The following is a 16,207-nucleotide window of genomic DNA, read 5'->3' on the forward strand; positions in this document are numbered from 1 at the left end:
GAACCTCCAGGGTAGCGACCGAGCCCGAGCGGGTTTCCGCGCCGTCTTCGCAGAGGGCTGATCCTCTTCGCAGAGGCCTCGGCTGCTGCGCGGAAGGCAGAGCCTCTGCGAGGACGCTCACCCGTGGACGAACGCGCGGCGGATGCGGTCCGACACCGGCCCGAACGCCTGCAGCTCGGGCCACGTCCAGCGGGCCATCCCCAGACCTTCGGCCCGCATCGCGTCCTCGCGCACCTTCTCGTCGAACACCGCGTCGCCGGGCTCCTGGCCCGGCCGCAGCAACCGGCCGTACTTGACCCGCCCGTCGAACTCGCCGACGGTCGTGAACTCCTCCCAGTAGAAGTCCGTGCGCCCCAGCCGTCGGCCGCCCGCGCTCCGTACCTCGTGCTGCAGCGTGGGCGGAGGCAGTCCGGCGCGGTGGATGGCCAGCCGGCTGCGGGTCTCCCCCACGCTCTCGGCCCGGCCGTCGGCGAACGCCACGACCCTGCGCGCCGCCGTGTTCCCCCGCCGGTGCGCGCCCCGCTCGATGCCCTCGAGCAGCGCAGCAGGCGTCACAAGACCGCGGTGCAAGGCCCCGTCGGCCACGATCAGCGCGGATTCGAACGGCAGGAACCGGGCGAGGTCGGTGACCGTGCGGGCCACCGACGTGACGAGGAGGCCATCGACCATCACGACCTCGTCGGGTTCGAGGGCGGCCGCATGGAGGTGGACCAGCGAGTTTCGGCGTGCGCCCGAGCGCCGGTCACGGGTGGCATGCACCCGGCCAAGAGGAGTCGGTTGTGAGCGAGGAAACCACAACGGCAGCCCGTGGAGGACCGCGGCGGATACGTGGCTGACAACGGCCCCCGCCCCGAGCTGCGACGCCGTTGCGTGCACCGCAGGCCGATGCCGGGCGACCGCGTCGGTGGCGACGTCGCCGTAGACGTACGCCCCGGGCCGGACGGTGGCCAGCGCGCCCGTCCGCCGCAGTCGTCGCAGCTCTCGGTCGGTGACGCCGTCGGCCAGCAGCCGGGATCGGAGGTTCAACCCGGGCACGAGCGCATCCACGAGCAGAGAATGAGCGAAACCACAGCCCGCGCGGAGGCGAACGACCAACTCCGGTCGTCATCGCAGACACGCCGTGCTCCTCGCAGGCCGCCGGGCGTCTGCGACGAGCCCGCTGCGTCTGCGAGGACTAGGACCAAGGCTTACGAGAGGAGGCTTTCGTGCTCCTGGCTCTTTCCCTTCTGTGCCGTCAGGAGGGTCTCGAAGGTCGACGGGGTGTCCGTCAGGGCCTCCGCGAGCAGGGGAATCACGTGCTCCCGCACCTCGAACGGCGAGAGTGCGCGGCGGTAGGCGTCCACTGAGACGAATCGGACCGCGAGCACCCAGTGGTGACGCTCGTCGACCGAACGGCCCAGCTCCCCACCGAGGCAGCCGTCCGCCGATGTGAGCAGCTCCAACGCCCGGCGGGCACGCGCGATGAACGCGGGTGCGGGAGAATCGGCGACGAACCGGCAGACGAGCAGCACGAACGGAGCATGCCACCACACGCCTACGATGGGGGTGCGGCCGCCGGAGAGCTGGACCACCGGGGGGCGTGGCCGCCGCTTCCGGGGATGGGGACCAATGTCGATCGTCGCTGGTGCCGGGCGGGCAAACGCGTCCACGGGGGAGGCCGCGTACGCCCAGGTCGACGACCAGACGGCAGCGAACACCACCACTCATACCACCGCACACCGCACCGCGGCCCCCGCGCCCGTCCGCACCCCCCGAACGCTCGCGGAGGCCGGTGACCTGCTGCGGGCGCTCGCCGCCCCGGTGCGGATCGCGATCGTGCTCCAGCTGTTGGAGTCCAACCGGTGTGTGCACGATCTCGTGGACGCGCTCGGGGTCACACAGCCGCTGATCAGCCAGCACCTGCGGGTACTCAAGTCGGCAGGAGTGGTCCAGGGCGATCGGCAGGGCCGCGAGGTGGTCTACTCGCTGGTCGACGACCACCTCGCCCACATCGTCGTGGACGCGGTGGCTCACGTGGAGGAGGGGGTCCGATGAGTACGACGGGGCAGGCGCCCACGACACGGGCGCTACGGGCGACGCGACAGCGGGCCGCTGTGTCCGCGCTGCTCGACCGGCTCGACGACTTCCGCTCGGCCCAGGAGATCCACGAGGAGCTCCGCAGGCTCGGCGAGGGCATCGGACTCACCACCGTCTACCGCACGCTCCAGACGCTCGCCGACGGTGGCGAGGTCGACGTCCTGCGCACCGGCACGGGCGAGGCCGTGTATCGCCGATGCGACACCGCTGATCACCACCACCACCTGGTGTGCCGCCGCTGCGGCCACACGGTGGAGATCGAGGGTCCCGACGTGGAGAGCTGGGCGCAGCGGGTGGCCGAGACCCACGGGTTCGTCGAGCTCAGCCACACGGCGGAGATCTTCGGCCTCTGCAAGGACTGCGGCGCCACCCGCTGACGTCCGTCTCAGAACGACACATCCGCCGCGCCCCGCGGCCGCTAGCGTCCGCAGCGGAACGCGAGGAGGCGCTCATGGCGGACGACGTGGCGGGGAACAACGGGGCGGCCACGGCCACCGCACCGAGCACCGTGCGGAGGCTGGACGGGTCCGAGGCGGCGGAGCTGGCGGGCCTCGCGGCGGTGTTCGAGGATCTCCAGTACGTGCTGCGTTGCTGCGAGCACCTGGTCAGCGCGCTGGCGCCCCCGCAACCGGACCCTGCCCTCGTCGAGGCACTGTGGACGGGCGCCCTGATCGGCTACGTCCGCTGCTTCTCCGGCCGGGCGGGTGTCCTCACCGACGCCGATCTCGGCCGCCTCGAACTCGACGGCGACGTCCGCGAGTTCCACGGCATGATCAAGAAGCTCCGCGACCACTACGCCTCACGCCACGTCAACCCGCGCGAGTCGTTCACGATCGGCGCGGCGCAGGGCGACGACGGCCGGCCCACCGGCGTCGCGGTGGTCTCGGCGCCGCGCCCCCTCGTCGACGACACGACGGTGCGCCTGCTCGGCCGCGTGGCCTACGCCCTGAGCGCGCTCGTGGACAGCAAGATGCAGGAGACCCAGACGCGAGTACTGGCAACAGCCGGAAAGCTATCGCCACAGAAGCTCAACAGCCTCCCGCTGGTCCACCTCTCCACATAAGCCCGTAGCACTGTGGAGCCGTAGCGCTCCGGAGACACCAGGACAGGCAACACTACGGCTCCACAGTGCTCTGTTCGCTCGTGAGCTCCGCTCGCATGCTCGATGCGCTGCTCACCACCAGCATCAGCAGCGTTCCCATCGCCTTCTCGTCGAGTCCGCTCGCCGGGAAGGCATAGCGCAAGGTCACATCCCAGCCGTTCTGGCCGCGGATCACCCGCGGGGTGCCGAAGAGTCCCTCGCCTGCGCCGAGCGCCACGCGAGTGGGCACGTCCGACTCCACCGGCAGGTCCCAGGCCACCACGCACGTGAGGTTGAGGACCGGCAGGCCCTCCTCCAGTTCCAGCCCCTGCAGAGCGCAGACGACTCCGCCGTGGGCGAAGGTGAGTGCGCCGTCGTCGTCGGTGGTGACGTCGTGGAAGCGCTCCAGCGCCTGCCGCGCGATGCCGAGCATCTCGGGGATCGAACGGCCGCTCACGACGCCGCTCCCGGCTTGTCGAGCGCCCCGCCGAAGCGGCGGTCGCGGCGTGCGTAGATCTCGATCGCCTCCCAGAGATGGCGGCGGTCGAAGTCGGGGAAGAGGGTGTCGAGGAAGACCATCTCCGCGTAGGCCGACTGCCAGAGCAGGAAGTTCGACGTGCGCTGCTCGCCCGACGAGCGAACGAACAGGTCGACGTCCGGCATGTCGGGCTCGTCGAGGTGGCGCGCGATCGTGCGCTCGTCGATCTTGTCCGGGCGGATCCGGCCGTCGGCGGCGAGCTGCGCGATCTTCCGCACGGCGTCGGCGATCTCGGCGCGCCCGCCGTAGTTGACGCACATGGTGAGCGTCAGGACGTCGTTGTGCCTCGTCTTCTCCTCGGCGATCTCCAGCTCCTTGATCACCGAACGCCACAGCCGGGGCCGCCGTCCCGCCCACCGGACCCGGACGCCCATCGCGTCCATCTCGTCGACGCGGCGGCGGATGACATCGCGGTTGAAGCCCATGAGGAACCGCACCTCGTCGGGGCTGCGCTTCCAGTTCTCCGTGGAGAAGGCGTAGGCGGAGAGCCAGCGGACGCCGATGTCGATCGCTCCACGGGCGACGTCCATGAGCGAGGCTTCGCCGCGCCGGTGCCCCTCGATGCGGGGCAGCCCCCGTGCGTTGGCCCAGCGGCCGTTGCCGTCCATGACGAGTGCGACGTGGTTCGGAACCAGCTCACGAGGGATGGCGGGGGGCCGTGCGCCCGACGGATGCGGTGGCGGGGGCTGGAAACGTGCCATGGCTGGCCACCCTACGGAGGGGGGTGAGGGCGACCGCAGGGTGCGTCCGGCGAGCGCCCCAGTTCCGGGCGGAACGGACTTTCCTACCATCATCGGCATGGTCTCCCCTCCTGAGCTCGATGGCGTGGTGGGCTGGGTCGTCGCCCTGATGGACGCCCTCGGCGCTCCCGGCGTCGGACTCGCCATCGCCCTAGAGAACGTCTTCCCCCCGCTCCCCAGCGAGGTCTTCCTCCCGCTCGCAGGCTTCGCCGCCGCCCGTGGCGAGATGAGCGTCGTCGCCGCGATCGTGTGGACCACACTCGGCTCGCTCGTCGGAGCGCTGGCGCTGTACGGGATCGGCGCCGCGCTCGGCCGTGACCGGCTGCGCGCGGTCGTCGATCGCATGCCGCTCGTGAACCTGCGTGACGTCGACAAGGCGGAGGAGTGGTTCGCCCGGCACGGCAACAAGGCCGTGTTCCTCGGCCGGATGGTGCCGCTGGTGCGCAGCCTGATCTCGGTGCCGGCGGGCGTCGAGCGGATGAACCCGCTCCTGTTCGCCGGCCTCACGACGGCCGGCAGCCTGATCTGGAACACCGCGTTCGTGATGGCCGGCTACACCCTCGGGGAGAACTGGCACATCGTCGAGCAGTACGCGGGCATCGCCTCGAAGGTGGTGCTCGTGGCGATCGTGCTCGCCGTGGCCGTGTTCGTCGTGAAGCGCGTGATGCGCCGTCGCGCGGAGCAGGGCGACCCGGAGGGGGCCGAACTCGGTCTCACCGACAGCCCGACGGAACGGATCCCCGTGATCAGCGGGGCGGGTGACCCCACCGAGCGGATCCCCGTGGTCCGGCCCGGCTCCGGTCAGCCGCCCGTGTACCGCGGCCCCCGACGCTAGCCTCCGGTAGTGACGACGATCGTGCGGGCCGCTCGCGCGGGTGGCGGGCTCGCCCTCGGTGCCCTGACGGCCGCCGCTCACGTACTTCTCCTGCTGCCGGCCGCGATCGCCCTGCTCGTCCCCGCCGCCCGGCCGTCCGTGGCCGCAGCGGCGAACTTGCTGGCCGGCGTCGAGCGCTCCCGCGTGACGACGTGGCTCGGCGGGGTAGGCGCGGCTGCCGCCGCACCGTCGGCCCCACGGGCTCTGCGCTACCTGGGCGCCCGGTTGCCCGTGGCCTTCCTGGGCGGGATCGTGATCGCCCTGCTCGTCGGGGGCACGGGGTTCGCGATCACGCTCCTGTGGTCCTGGATCAGCGGCACACCGTGGGTCCTGGACGGGCCACCTGCCGCCGTGGTCACCGGCGAGATCGTCCTGTACTACGCCGCTTCCGGGGTGGTGCTGCTCTACCTCGGCATTGCCGGGGCGGCGGTCGCCGTCCGGTGGGAGCGGGCGCTGCTCGCCCGGCTGCTCGCACCGTCGCGGGAGGAACAGCTCACCCAGCGCGTCGCCGAACTGGCGAGCACGCGCGATGCCGTCGTCGCCGCCGTCGACGACGAGCGCAGGCGCATCGAACGCGACCTCCACGACGGCGTGCAGCAGCGGCTCGTCGCCCTCGGCATGCTGCTCGGCAGGGCGCGCCGCCACCCCGACCGCGCCGCCGAGCTCGTCGCGCAGGCGCACGAGGAGGCGCAGCGGGCCCTCGTCGAACTGCGGGACGTCTCGTGGCGGGTCTACCCGGCGGCGCTGGACACCGAGGGCCTTGCCGCCGCCCTCGAGTCCGTGGCCGAACGGGCGCCGCTCCCGGTGCGGATCACCTGCACGCTCGCGACCGAGCCTCCCGCCGCCGTACGGGCCGCCGCGTGGTTCGTGGCCTGCGAGGCCGTCACCAACGCGGCGAAGCACTCCGGAGCCACGGCCGTGACGATCGAGGTGGGGGCCATGGCCTCCGCTCTGCACGTCAGCATTCGCGACGACGGGTGCGGCGGCGCCGACCCTGCGGGCACCGGCCTGGCCGGCCTGGCGCGCCGGGTAGCCGCCGTCGATGGCGAGCTGACGGTGGAGAGTCCACCCGGCGCCGGCACGCTGATCGCGGCGCACCTGCCCGTCGTCGAGCCCGCGCACGCGGTGCTCCCTGAAAGGACCGCATGAGCCTGCGCGTCACCATCGCCGAGGATTCGGCCCTCCTGCGTGAAGGGCTCGTCCGGCTGCTCGCCGACGAAGGACACAAGGTCGTGGCCGCGGTCGGGGACGCCCGTGCGCTGCTCGGCGCCGTCGAGAAGGACCGTCCCGACGTCGTGGTCGCCGACGTCCGGATGCCGCCGACGCACAGCGACGAGGGGATCGTCGCGGCGCTGGAGATCCGCCGCCGCTGGCCGGACGTCGGGGTGCTGGTGCTCTCCCAGTACGTGGAGAGGCGGCACGCCGCGCAGCTCATCGGCGACGAGGGGGCGAAGGTCGGCTACCTGCTCAAGGACCGGGTGGCCCAGGTCGGCGAGTTCCTCGACGCACTCGAACGCGTCGGCGCGGGCGGGGCGGCGTTCGACCCGGAGGTCGTGCGCCAACTGCTCGCCCGTGGCACCCGTGCCGACCCCCTCACCCGCCTCACCCCCCGCGAACGTGACGTCCTCGACGCCATGGCCGAAGGGCTGACGAACGCCGGCACGGCGGAGCGGCTGCGCATGTCAGTGAGCGCCGTGGAGAAGCACGTGGCGTCGATCTTCGGGAAGCTCGGGATCGCCGAGGCGGCGGGGTACAGCAGGCGGGTGCTGGCGATCCTGCGCTACCTGGGCTCCTGATGCCGGACGCCCCCTCACCGTGTGCAGCGTGGTGTGCACCGGGAGTACGCGACGCCGACAACGCCGTGCGCCTCGATGAGCTCCCGGCAGCCTGATCGCGTACGGCTAGATTGCATGCGTGACCGCGATCACCGTCCGCAACGTCCCCGAGCACGTCCGGCGCGGGCTGGCCGCGCGAGCGGAGCGCAGCGGGCAGTCGCTGCAGGAATACCTGCTCGCGGCGCTCGCCGAGCTGGCCACCACACCCCGTCCGGACGACTGGTGGGCTCAGGTTCGGGAACGTGCACGGACCTACCGCGGCTCGGCATCGTCGGATGACATTGTCGAGGTCCTGCGCGAGGTCCGTGGCGAGTGAGCCACCCCGAGGCCCTCTCGCCGGCCTCACCAGCAACAAGCCCTCTCGGCACGATGGGGAGAGGGGCGGTTCGTCCGCTGTCAGCCGGCCGGCTTCATCAGCTGCGACACCCGCTGTGGGGACACGCCGAGCACGGCCGCGACGTCTCCGCCGGTAAGGCCGACGCCATCCTTGAGGTGGCGGGCAAGCGCGCTCCAGCGCCTCGCCGCGTCCTTCTGCGCCTGCTCGGCCTCCCGTGTCGCACTGCGCGCCTGTTCGACTTCCGCGGCCACACCGGCGCCGAGGTCAGGGTGGATCTCGAACTCGAAGCCGGCGGGATCGGCGTCGTAGAGCAGTGCGAGGTAGTCACGCACCATGCGGTCGGCACCGGCGATGGTGTGTGACTGGGTAGCGCCGACCTCAGTGCCGTCGGCGTCGACGATGTGGAGCTCCCAACCGCGCGCCCATCGCTTCGCCTGGACGGTGTAGGTGCTCACTGCAACCACCCTTCCGGCAGGCAGGCGAGCTGCTTGCCGATGCTCTGCACGACTCCCGGAGAGACGTGCTTGTGCCGTGGCACGAGCGCGATGTGCCTGCCGCACGGGCAGATCCACTTGGTGTGGTCTCCACGGTCGGACTTGACCGCGCAGCCCTGCTGCAGGAGCACTGCCTCGACGTCGCGGCGCTTCATTTCCTTGAACACCACAAGGCTAAATCTAGCCCCCCTAGATCACAAGTCTAAAGGGGGGATAGAGAACCTCATCATGCTCGACCGTCGGCCGCCACCGGCTCCGAGTCGGCGCTGCGGGTTCGCGACTCCGCCGGAGGCGTGAACGAACGTCGCTCCACCAGCGGCAACGACCTCAGCTGCCGCTCCATGTGCCACTGCAGGTGGGCGGCTACGAGCCCGCTGGTGTCGCGGCGGGTGGCCGGTGCGGCAGCGTCGGCGGCGTCCCAGTCGCCGTGCAACAGGGCATCGAGAAGCGCGAACGTCTCGCGCGACGGCATGACCGAGCCGGGTGGACGGCAGCGCGGGCACACGGCCCCACCGGCGGCGATGTTGAACGCCGGGTGCGGGCCGGGCTCGGCGCAGCGCGCACAGTCGTTGATCGCGGGGGCCCAGCCGGCGTGCGTCATCGCGCGCAGCAGGAACGCGTCCAGCACGAGCGATGGGTCGCGCTCCCGGCCGGACAAGGCGCGGATCGCCCCCACCAGCAGCAGGTACACCCGCATCGCGGGCTCGCCCTCCTCCGCGACGAGACGGTCGGCCGTCTCGAGGATGGCGCAGCCCGCCGTGTAGCGGGAGTAGTCGCCGACGATGCCCACGCCGAACGCGTCGACGGTCTCGGCCTGCGTGATGATGTCGAGCGAGCGGCCGGTGTAGCACTGCACGTCGACGTGGTTGAACGGCTCGAGCCGCGCACCCCACCGCGACCTCGTGCGCCGAACCCCCTTGGCCACGGCGCGCACCTTGCCGCGGCGGCGGGTGAGCAGCGTGACGATGCGGTCGGCCTCGCCGAGCTTCTGCACCCGCAGCACCAGGCCGGTGTCGCGGTAGAGGCTCACCGCGCAAGCCTACGGCGGTCAGGCGTGCGGCCGCGCGTACCGGGCCGTGCAGAGCGGCACGAACACCAGCAGGAGAAGCGCCGTCCAGCCCAGCGAGGCGGCTACGGGATGCTCCAGGGGCCAGGCCCCGTTCGTCGGTGCCGTGGGGTTGCCGCAGAGCTCGCGGACGGCCGCCGCCAGTGCGCTGACGGGGTTCCAGTCGGCGATCGTCCGCAGCCAGGCCGGCATCCCCGCCGTCGGGACGAAGACGTTCGACAGCATCACCACGGGGAGGACGAGCACCGACAGCTGCCCGGCCGTCTCCTCCTTCCCGATCAGCAACCCCAGGAACATGCCGATCCAGGTGGCCGCGAACTGGAATGCCACCAGCAGCCCCAGCGCAGCGAGCGCCGGTGCGATCCCCGTCTGGATCCGCCAGCCGACCAGCAGGCCGCAGACGGCCATCAGCAGCAGGCAGAGCACCCCGTAGACCACGGTCGCCGCCGCCTGCCCGAACGGCACCGCGACCCGCGAGATCGGCATCGATCGGAACCGGTCGACGACACCGCGCCCGCTGTCCCGCGCCATCGTGATCATCGACGGGATGATGTTGAACGCGGTGGTGGCGAACAGCCCGGGCACGAGGAACTCGCGGTAGTCGCCCGAGCCGGGCACGGCGATGGCGCTGCCGAAGATGTAGCCGAACACGAGCACGAGCACGACCGGTGCGGAGAGAGTGATGACGATCCCGGCCGGGTCGTGGCGCAGTTTCAAGAGCACACGCGCAGCGGCCGCGGCGCCGTCCGCGGCCGGACGGGAGCGGGTGGGCGTCATGGGGATGGTGCTCATGCCGCTGCCTCCTCCTGCCGGGACCGGCGGCCGAGGAGGTGCAGGAACACCTCGTCGAGCGTCGGACGGCGGATGCCGACGTCGAGCACTGCCACGCCTGCCGCGTCGAGCATGCGCACGACGCTGGGCACGGTGACGGCCGCGGCGGCGACCGGTGCGCTGATCCGCAGGGACGCCTCGTCGATCTCCGGCTCACCACGGGTGTACGCAGCGATCGCGGCCGCGGCGGCGGGCAGCTCGGCAGGAACCTCGACCAGCACGTCGACGCGGACGCCGATCGAGTCCTTGAGGAAGTCCGGGCTGCCGGTGGCGACCGCGCGTCCGCCGTCGACGATCACGATGTCGTCGGCCAGCCGGTCGGCCTCCTCGAGGTACTGGGTGGTGAGCAGCACCGTGGTGCCGGCGGCCACCAGTTCGCGGACCGTCGTCCAGATCTCGGTGCGGCTGCGCGGGTCGAGTCCGGTCGTCGGCTCGTCCAGGAACAGCACGGGCGGCGCGACGACCACGCTCGCGATCAGGTCCAGCCGTCTGGCCATTCCCCCCGACCAGGTCTTGACCAGCCGGTCGGCGGCGTCGGCGAGGTCGAAGCGGTTCAGCAGCTCATCGGCCCGTTTCCGGGCGCCGCGGCGGCCGAGGTGCTGCATCCGGCCGAGGATCTCCAGGTTCTCCCGGCCGGTGAGGTCGTCGTCCACGGCGGCGTGCTGCCCGGCGAGGCCGATCGAGGCGCGCACCGCCGCGGCGTCCCGCACGACGTCGTAACCGAGCACCGCGGCCCGTCCGGCGTCGGGCACGGTGAGGGTGGCCAGCACGCGGATGGCCGTGGTCTTGCCTGCTCCGTTGGGCCCGAGCACGGCGCACACGCTGCCGCGAGCGACCTCGAGATCGAGCCCGTCGAGCGCCCGTACCGGGCCGTACGCCCGTACGAGGCCTTCTGCTACCACTGCAACTGTCATCGGTCCTCCCATACTGCAATCAGTGTTCGCAGTAGAAGGGTAGCCGACTGGGTACATTGTTCGCAAAGGAGGCGCCATGGCCCGGAGCATCTGGCTGCGCCAGGAACGGTCAGGCCGGGGCCCCGCGCCCGAGCACAGCAGGGCCCGGATCGCCGCGGCCGCGGTGGAGCTCGCCGACGAGGGCGGTCTCGACGCCGTGTCCATGAGGAAGGTCGCTGCCGCCATCGGCGCAGGCGCCGCATCGCTCTACCGCTACGTCGAGACGCGCGATGAGCTGCTGGAGCTCATGGCCGACGCGGCCGCGGGGGAGATCGATCTCTCCCGGCCGCCGTCGGGCGACTGGCGCGCCGACCTCATCGCGCTGGCCCACGGGCTCCGGGACGTCTACCGGCGCCACCCGTGGATGCTCGACATCTCTCCGGGGCGCGTCGCCCTCGGCCCCAACACCGTGGACGTCCTGGAATACGCGCTCACCACGATGCAGGATCTCGACGCCCCGACCAGGGCCAAGATGGAGGCCTTCGCCCTGCTCAACGGCTTCGTTGCGCTACTCGTACGCACCGAGAAGGAGCTGGGCGGACGCACGACGGAGTGGCACGAGGCGCAGGCGGAGTTCCTCGCCTCGGTGGTGACCGCCGGGCGGCACCCCCACCTCGCCGCGGCGTTCGCCGACCCGTCACCCGCGCCGCCCCGCGACACCGACATGCTCGACGGCGTACTGCCCCGGGTGCTGACCGGCCTGCTCGACACGGGCGGCGACCGGACATGAGGTGAGTGCGGCGGGCAGGCTGCTCGGGCGGACGGTCAGAACCCGAGCTTGCGCAGCTGACGCGGATCGCGCTGCCAGTCCTTCGCGATCTTGACGTGGAGGTCGAGGAACACCTTCGTGCCGAGCAGCGCCTCGATCTGGCGGCGGGAGTCGGTGCCCACCTGGCGGAGCCGCTCCCCACCCTTGCCGATCATGATGCCCTTCTGGCTCTGGCGCTCCACGTAGATGTTGGCGTGGATGTTCAGCATGGGCGCGGCCTTCTGGTGCCTGCCCTCGCGCGGCACCATCTCCTCGATCACCACGGCGATCGAGTGCGGCATCTCGTCGCGCACGCCCTCCAGCGCGGCCTCCCGGATCAGCTCCGCGACCAGCGTCTCCTCCGGCTCGTCGGTGAGCTCGCCGTCCGGGTAGAGAGGTGGCCCCTCCGGCAGCCGGGCGACGAGGAGATCCGAGAGCAGATCGACCTGGAACCCGTCGACCGCCGAGCACGGCAGCACTTCGGCGAAGTCCATGAGCCCGGAGAGCTGCGTGAGCCGCTCGGCGATCTGCTCCGGCCGCGCGATGTCGGTCTTGGTGACGATGCCGAGCACGGGCGTGCGACCGGCGACCGACCGCAGCTCGTTCACGATGAACTCGTCGCCCCGGCCCACCGGCGCATCGGCCGGCACGCAGAAACCGATCACGTCGACCTCGGCCCACGTCTCGCGGACGACGTCGTTGAGCCGGCTGCCCAGCAGCGTGCGCGGCTTGTGCAGGCCCGGGGTGTCGACCACCACGAGCTGCGCGTCGGGCCGGTGCAGGATGCCGCGGATCGCGTGGCGCGTGGTCTGCGGCCTGCTGGACGTGATGGCGATCTTCGAGCCGATCAGGGCGTTCGTCAGCGTCGACTTGCCGGCGTTGGGACGTCCGACGAAGCAGGCGAACCCCGATCGGAAGCCATCGGGAACCGGCGCGAACCCGTCGGTCACCGTGCGCCCCGCGCGGATAGCGCCGTCATGCCGCGTTGAGCGGGGCGATCCGCTCACCCGTGAGGCGCTCGAGGATCTCCCGGCCGATCGGCATCGCCGCGGTGGCGGCAGGCGAAGGCGCGTTGAGCACGTAGAGGACCGAACCTGCGCCGCGCTCACCGTCGGCGCCGCCCTGCGCGACGAGCAGGAAGTCGTCGACGAGCGAGCCGTCCGGCTTGACGGCCTGGGCACGCACGCCCGCGCCCGAGGGCGTGAGGTCCTCGGCCTGCACGTCCGGCAGCATCCGCTGGATCTGCTGAACCATGGCCTTCTTCGACAGCGAGCGGTGCACCTCACCGAGCCCGTAGCGCCAGTGCTTGCGGGCCAGCCGCATCATGCCGGGGTAGGCCAGCGACTGGGCCAGCTCCTTCGGCTTGATCGTGCCCCACGAGTACCCCTCGCGAGCCAGCGCCAGCACGGCGTTCGGGCCGGCGTGGACGTGCCCGTCGATCCCGCGCGTGGCGTGCACGCCCAGGAACGGGAACGCCGGGTCGGGCACCGGGTAGATGAGGCCCTTGACCAGCTCTGCGGCCCGGGCGCTGAAGCCCGCATACTCCCCGCGGAAGGGGATGATCCGAACACCCGGGTCGGCGCCGGAGGCCTTCGCCAGCTCGTCGCCGCGCAGCCCGGCACAGACCACCACCTGCTTGGCCAGCAGGTCGGTGCCGTCGGTACGCACGACGACGTCTTCACGACGGCGCACCAGCCGCAGCACCGAGCGGCCGAGCTGGATCTCGCCGCCCTCCTTCGCGACGAGCTCGCCGAGCTTCTCCGCGACGGCGCGGTAGTCGCAGATGCCGGTGGACGGCACGTAGAGAGCGGCGATCCCGCGGACGTGCGGCTCGTGCCGGCGCATCTCCGTCTGGTCGAGCTCGTGCGCCTCCACCCCGTTGGCGGCGCCGCGCCGGGCGAGCTCCGCCATCCGCGGCAGCTCCTCGGGCTCGGTGGCGACGACGAGCTTGCCGGTGACCTGGTGCGGCAGGTCGTGCTCGCGGCAGAACGCCACGGTCTCCGCGCAGCCGGCCACGGCGAGGCGCGCCTTCAGGCCGCCGGGGGCGTAGTAGAGCCCGGAGTGGATGACGTTGGAGTTGTTGCCGGTCTGGTGGGTGGCGAGGCGCGGCTCGCGCTCGAGCACCGCGACCGAGCGACCCGTGCGGGCCACGGCGTGGGCGGTGGCGAGGCCGACGATGCCGCCGCCGACCACGACGACGTCGAACCTCGGTGTGGCGGGGAAGGTCATGCGGAAGTCTCCGTGGAAGTCTGCGAGGCCGGGATCTGTGTGGTGGGGGCCTGCGGGCGGTGGATGTGCCGGACGGCGCCGGTGGGGTCGGCGCGCAGGAGATGGGCGGCGGGAGCGAGATCGTGGACGGCCGCGAGTGAAGCCCCGTCGATCGAGTCGGACGCGGTGACGACCGCGGCGGCCTCCAGCCCGGGGGCGCCGCTCGACACGGCGGCGGCGACCGCGGCCTGCAGCGCGGTGAGCGACAGCGACGGGAGCGCCACCGAGGTGGCGGAATAGGTGCGGCCGTCGGTGTCGCGCACGGCAGCACCCTCAGCAGCTCCCGTGCGGGCACGCGCCGAGCGGGCAAGCGTCACGATCTTGGCGTCCTCAGGGTCGAGTGCCTCCCCCGAATCACGCTGGTCGGACATCGCTCTCCTCCCGACGGCCGGCGCGTTCTGCGCCCGCATCGTCCCGTTCCTCGTCGTCCCCGCCCGCCTCCACCGGCTCAACGAGCACGGTGTTGATTCGGATCCGGCCGCGGGCGTCCTTTCCGCCTTCGGCGAGCAGCCGCAGCCCGGGTATCTCGGCTTCTGCGCCCGGAAGCGGCACCCGGCCGAGCTGCTGGGCTAGCAGGCCACCCACCGTGTCGACGTCGGCGGCTTCCAGCACGTCGCTGAGCAGGCTGTCGACGCCGTTGGCCCCGGGGAACAGCTCCACGAGATCCTCCACCGGCAGGCGCGCCGAGACCCGAAGCCTACGACCGTCGAGCTCCTGGACGTCGGGCACCTCCTCGGAGTCGTACTCGTCGGTGATCTCGCCGACGATCTCCTCCAGGATGTCCTCGATCGTGACCACGCCCGCGGTGCCGCCGTACTCGTCGACGACGATCGCCATGTGGTTGCGCGTGCGCTGCATCTCCTTGAGCAGCTCGTCGATGCGTTTGCTGTCGGGCACGAAGACCGCGTCGCGCATCACCGACTCGAGCGGCTCGACCTCCTGGGTGGGCTCGTCGCGCGTGGCACTCGCGCCCTGCACGGCCTGGACGAGGTCCTTCAGATAGGCCACGCCCACGATGTCGTCGATGCTCTCGCCGAGCACCGGGATCCGCGAGTAGCCGCTCTTGAGTGCCAGCCGGAGCACCTTCTCGACCGGCGTGTCGCGCTCGGTCCACACCACGTCCGGGCGCGGCACCATCACCTCGCGCACGAGCGTGTCGCCCAGCTCGAACACCGAGTGGATCATCTGGCGCTCGTCCTCGTCGACCACGCCACTGGTGCTCGCCATGTCGACGAGCTCGCGCAGCTCCACCTCGGAGGAGAACGGGCCCTGCCGGAACCCCTGACCGGGGGTGATGGCGTTACCGATGAGGATCAGCAGCTTCGTGAGGGGGCCGAGCAGCGTGGCGAGCGCGCGGATCGGCGCCGCGACGATCATGCCGACGCGATACGGGTGCTGACGACCGAGCGTGCGCGGACCGACCCCGATCAGCACGTAGCTCACCACGACCATGATCGCGCCGGCGATGAGCGCCGCCATCCACACGGGCTGCATGGTCTCCACCAGCGCCACGGTGAGCAGGACGGTGGCGGCGGCCTCGGCTGCGAGTCGCAACAGCAGCAGCAGGTTGACGTGGCGCGGGCGGTCGGCCACGACCGCGGCGAGCGCACGCGACCCGGGCCGGCCCGCACGGACGAGCGCGTCGACCCGGGCTCGGGAGACCGAGTTGAGCGCGGCGTCGGCAGCCGCGAACAAGCCCGCGAGCGGGACGAGCAGGACCGCGATGACGATCAGCGGGGTGCTCATGATGAGGCCGTCAGCTGTCTTCGAGCCCGACGGTGCCGAGCACTGCGTCGTCGCTGCGACGCTGGGCCTCGCGAGCGGCGGTCTCCGCGATGGCGGCGCGCCAGTCGGTGAGGAGCTTGTTCTGCAGGGCGAACATCTCGCGTTCCTCGTCGGGCTCGCCGTGGTCGTAGCCGAGCAGGTGAAGCACGCCGTGCACGGTGAGCAGATGCAGCTCGTCGGAGAGCGTGTGGCCGGCCTGACGGGCCTGCGCCTTGGCGAACTCCGGGCAGAGCACGATGTCGCCGAGCAGCGCGGGCCCCATGTCCGGGGCGTCGGGCCGTCGGGACTCCTCGGTGAGCTCGTCCATCGGGAACGACATCACGTCGGTGGGGCCCGGCTCGTCCATCCAGCGCTCGTGTAACTCGCTCATGACTTCCGTGGTGACGGCCAGGATGCTCAGCTCGGCTGCGGGGTTGACATGCATCGCGTCGAGGGCGTGCCTCGCCACCGAGGCGATGAGCGACTCGTCCACGGTGACGCCGGACTCGTTGCATACCTCGATCGACACCCGATTAACCCCTGATCCGGCCGGTGATGAACAGGGGCCCAGCCTAGCCCGTGGCCGTGGGTAGGTTCGGCTG

The 16,207-nt window shown here is 71.6% G+C and carries 22 protein-coding genes; 8 read left to right on the top strand and 14 right to left on the bottom strand.

The window, feature by feature from the left end; translation table 11 throughout:
- Positions 1-117 precede the first annotated feature (117 nt).
- Both ACQPZQ_RS35860 and ACQPZQ_RS35865 read right to left on the bottom strand, forming a co-directional pair.
- Positions 118-1,047, bottom strand: a complete 930-nt coding sequence (locus tag ACQPZQ_RS35860; protein WP_433288375.1) for a type IV toxin-antitoxin system AbiEi family antitoxin domain-containing protein — start codon at positions 1,045-1,047, stop codon at positions 118-120.
- Between the two features lie 140 nt (positions 1,048-1,187).
- Positions 1,188-1,511 (bottom strand): antibiotic biosynthesis monooxygenase family protein, encoded by a 324-nt coding sequence (locus ACQPZQ_RS35865; RefSeq protein WP_433288377.1) that lies wholly within the window; start codon positions 1,509-1,511, stop codon positions 1,188-1,190.
- 97 nt (positions 1,512-1,608) lie between these two features.
- Between ACQPZQ_RS35865 and ACQPZQ_RS35870 the strand changes: the two genes are divergently transcribed.
- The 3 genes from ACQPZQ_RS35870 (at position 1,609) to ACQPZQ_RS35880 (ending at position 3,139) form a co-directional block, all read left to right on the top strand.
- Complete coding sequence (locus tag ACQPZQ_RS35870) at positions 1,609-2,034, top strand: ArsR/SmtB family transcription factor (protein ID WP_344726859.1); 426 nt, start codon at positions 1,609-1,611, stop codon at positions 2,032-2,034.
- Positions 2,031-2,453, top strand: coding sequence for a Fur family transcriptional regulator (locus tag ACQPZQ_RS35875; protein ID WP_433288380.1), 423 nt, complete (start codon positions 2,031-2,033; stop codon positions 2,451-2,453). Before ACQPZQ_RS35870 ends, ACQPZQ_RS35875 begins: the two co-directional genes overlap by 4 nt.
- A 74-nt stretch (positions 2,454-2,527) precedes the next feature.
- Positions 2,528-3,139 (top strand): hypothetical protein, encoded by a 612-nt coding sequence (locus tag ACQPZQ_RS35880; RefSeq protein WP_433288382.1) that lies wholly within the window; start codon positions 2,528-2,530, stop codon positions 3,137-3,139.
- Between the two features lie 52 nt (positions 3,140-3,191).
- Here ACQPZQ_RS35880 and ACQPZQ_RS35885 read toward each other — a convergent pair whose 3' ends face one another.
- Together ACQPZQ_RS35885 and ACQPZQ_RS35890 are read right to left on the bottom strand one after the other, a co-directional pair.
- A complete protein-coding gene (locus tag ACQPZQ_RS35885) occupies positions 3,192-3,590 on the bottom strand; it encodes a hypothetical protein (protein WP_433299513.1) in 399 nt (132 codons plus the stop codon).
- A 20-nt stretch (positions 3,591-3,610) separates the two neighbouring features.
- Positions 3,611-4,396 (bottom strand): isoprenyl transferase, encoded by a 786-nt coding sequence (locus tag ACQPZQ_RS35890; RefSeq protein ID WP_433288384.1) that lies wholly within the window; start codon positions 4,394-4,396, stop codon positions 3,611-3,613.
- A gap of 97 nt (positions 4,397-4,493) precedes the next feature.
- On the opposite strand from ACQPZQ_RS35890, the gene ACQPZQ_RS35895 reads away from it, so the two are divergent.
- The 4 genes from ACQPZQ_RS35895 (at position 4,494) to ACQPZQ_RS35910 (ending at position 7,460) form a co-directional block, all read left to right on the top strand.
- Positions 4,494-5,270 (top strand): DedA family protein, encoded by a 777-nt coding sequence (locus ACQPZQ_RS35895; protein ID WP_433288386.1) that lies wholly within the window; start codon positions 4,494-4,496, stop codon positions 5,268-5,270.
- Between the two features lie 9 nt (positions 5,271-5,279).
- Positions 5,280-6,458 carry a sensor histidine kinase gene (locus tag ACQPZQ_RS35900; protein ID WP_433288388.1) on the top strand — a complete coding sequence of 393 codons (1,179 nt, stop codon included), beginning with the start codon at positions 5,280-5,282 and terminating at the stop codon, positions 6,456-6,458.
- A 2-nt stretch (positions 6,459-6,460) separates the two neighbouring features.
- Positions 6,461-7,105, top strand: a complete 645-nt coding sequence (locus ACQPZQ_RS35905; protein ID WP_433299515.1) for a response regulator — start codon at positions 6,461-6,463, stop codon at positions 7,103-7,105.
- Between the two features lie 118 nt (positions 7,106-7,223).
- Entirely contained in the window at positions 7,224-7,460 is a 237-nt protein-coding gene (locus ACQPZQ_RS35910; RefSeq protein ID WP_433288390.1) for a FitA-like ribbon-helix-helix domain-containing protein, read from the top strand.
- An 80-nt stretch (positions 7,461-7,540) separates the two neighbouring features.
- Here the strand turns inward: ACQPZQ_RS35910 and ACQPZQ_RS35915 are convergent, their stop codons facing one another.
- From ACQPZQ_RS35915 to ACQPZQ_RS35935, 5 genes are read right to left on the bottom strand one after another with little or no spacing between them, the layout of a single operon-like run.
- Positions 7,541-7,936 (bottom strand): hypothetical protein, encoded by a 396-nt coding sequence (locus ACQPZQ_RS35915; RefSeq protein ID WP_433288392.1) that lies wholly within the window; start codon positions 7,934-7,936, stop codon positions 7,541-7,543.
- Complete coding sequence (locus tag ACQPZQ_RS35920; RefSeq protein ID WP_433288394.1) at positions 7,933-8,145, bottom strand: type II toxin-antitoxin system HicA family toxin; 213 nt, start codon at positions 8,143-8,145, stop codon at positions 7,933-7,935. Before ACQPZQ_RS35920 ends, ACQPZQ_RS35915 begins: the two co-directional genes overlap by 4 nt.
- 56 nt (positions 8,146-8,201) lie before the next feature.
- On the bottom strand, positions 8,202-9,005 hold the full coding sequence (recO, locus tag ACQPZQ_RS35925; RefSeq protein WP_433288396.1) for a DNA repair protein RecO: 804 nt from the start codon (positions 9,003-9,005) through the stop codon (positions 8,202-8,204).
- An 18-nt stretch (positions 9,006-9,023) separates the two neighbouring features.
- Complete coding sequence (locus ACQPZQ_RS35930) at positions 9,024-9,833, bottom strand: ABC transporter permease (RefSeq protein ID WP_433288398.1); 810 nt, start codon at positions 9,831-9,833, stop codon at positions 9,024-9,026.
- Complete coding sequence (locus ACQPZQ_RS35935) at positions 9,830-10,786, bottom strand: ATP-binding cassette domain-containing protein (protein WP_433288400.1); 957 nt, start codon at positions 10,784-10,786, stop codon at positions 9,830-9,832. The genes ACQPZQ_RS35930 and ACQPZQ_RS35935 overlap by 4 nt, the downstream gene beginning before the upstream one ends.
- 76 nt (positions 10,787-10,862) lie before the next feature.
- Between ACQPZQ_RS35935 and ACQPZQ_RS35940 the strand changes: the two genes are divergently transcribed.
- The gene (locus ACQPZQ_RS35940) at positions 10,863-11,555 is read left to right on the top strand and encodes a TetR/AcrR family transcriptional regulator (protein ID WP_433288402.1); all 693 of its coding nucleotides are present in this window, start codon (positions 10,863-10,865) and stop codon (positions 11,553-11,555) included.
- Between the two features lie 35 nt (positions 11,556-11,590).
- Here the strand turns inward: ACQPZQ_RS35940 and era are convergent, their stop codons facing one another.
- Genes era through ybeY form a run of 5 tightly spaced genes read right to left on the bottom strand, consistent with a single transcriptional unit; the run spans position 11,591 to position 16,134 of the window.
- Entirely contained in the window at positions 11,591-12,523 is a 933-nt protein-coding gene (gene era / locus ACQPZQ_RS35945) for a GTPase Era (protein ID WP_433288404.1), read from the bottom strand.
- Positions 12,524-12,548: 25 nt separating this feature from the next.
- Positions 12,549-13,802 (bottom strand): L-2-hydroxyglutarate oxidase, encoded by a 1,254-nt coding sequence (lhgO, locus tag ACQPZQ_RS35950; RefSeq protein ID WP_433288406.1) that lies wholly within the window; start codon positions 13,800-13,802, stop codon positions 12,549-12,551.
- A complete protein-coding gene (locus ACQPZQ_RS35955; RefSeq protein ID WP_433288408.1) occupies positions 13,799-14,212 on the bottom strand; it encodes a cytidine deaminase in 414 nt (137 codons plus the stop codon). The genes lhgO and ACQPZQ_RS35955 overlap by 4 nt, the downstream gene beginning before the upstream one ends.
- Positions 14,196-15,587 carry a hemolysin family protein gene (locus ACQPZQ_RS35960; RefSeq protein WP_433288410.1) on the bottom strand — a complete coding sequence of 464 codons (1,392 nt, stop codon included), beginning with the start codon at positions 15,585-15,587 and terminating at the stop codon, positions 14,196-14,198. Before ACQPZQ_RS35960 ends, ACQPZQ_RS35955 begins: the two co-directional genes overlap by 17 nt.
- 10 nt (positions 15,588-15,597) lie before the next feature.
- Positions 15,598-16,134: an rRNA maturation RNase YbeY gene (gene ybeY / locus ACQPZQ_RS35965; protein WP_241037845.1), complete on the bottom strand. Its 537-nt coding sequence runs from the start codon at positions 16,132-16,134 to the stop codon at positions 15,598-15,600.
- Between the last annotated feature and the right edge of the window lie 73 nt (positions 16,135-16,207).

It is taken from the genome of Pseudonocardia sp. CA-142604 (genome assembly GCF_050948475.1).
GTDB classification, from domain to species: domain Bacteria; phylum Actinomycetota; class Actinomycetes; order Mycobacteriales; family Pseudonocardiaceae; genus Pseudonocardia; species Pseudonocardia alaniniphila.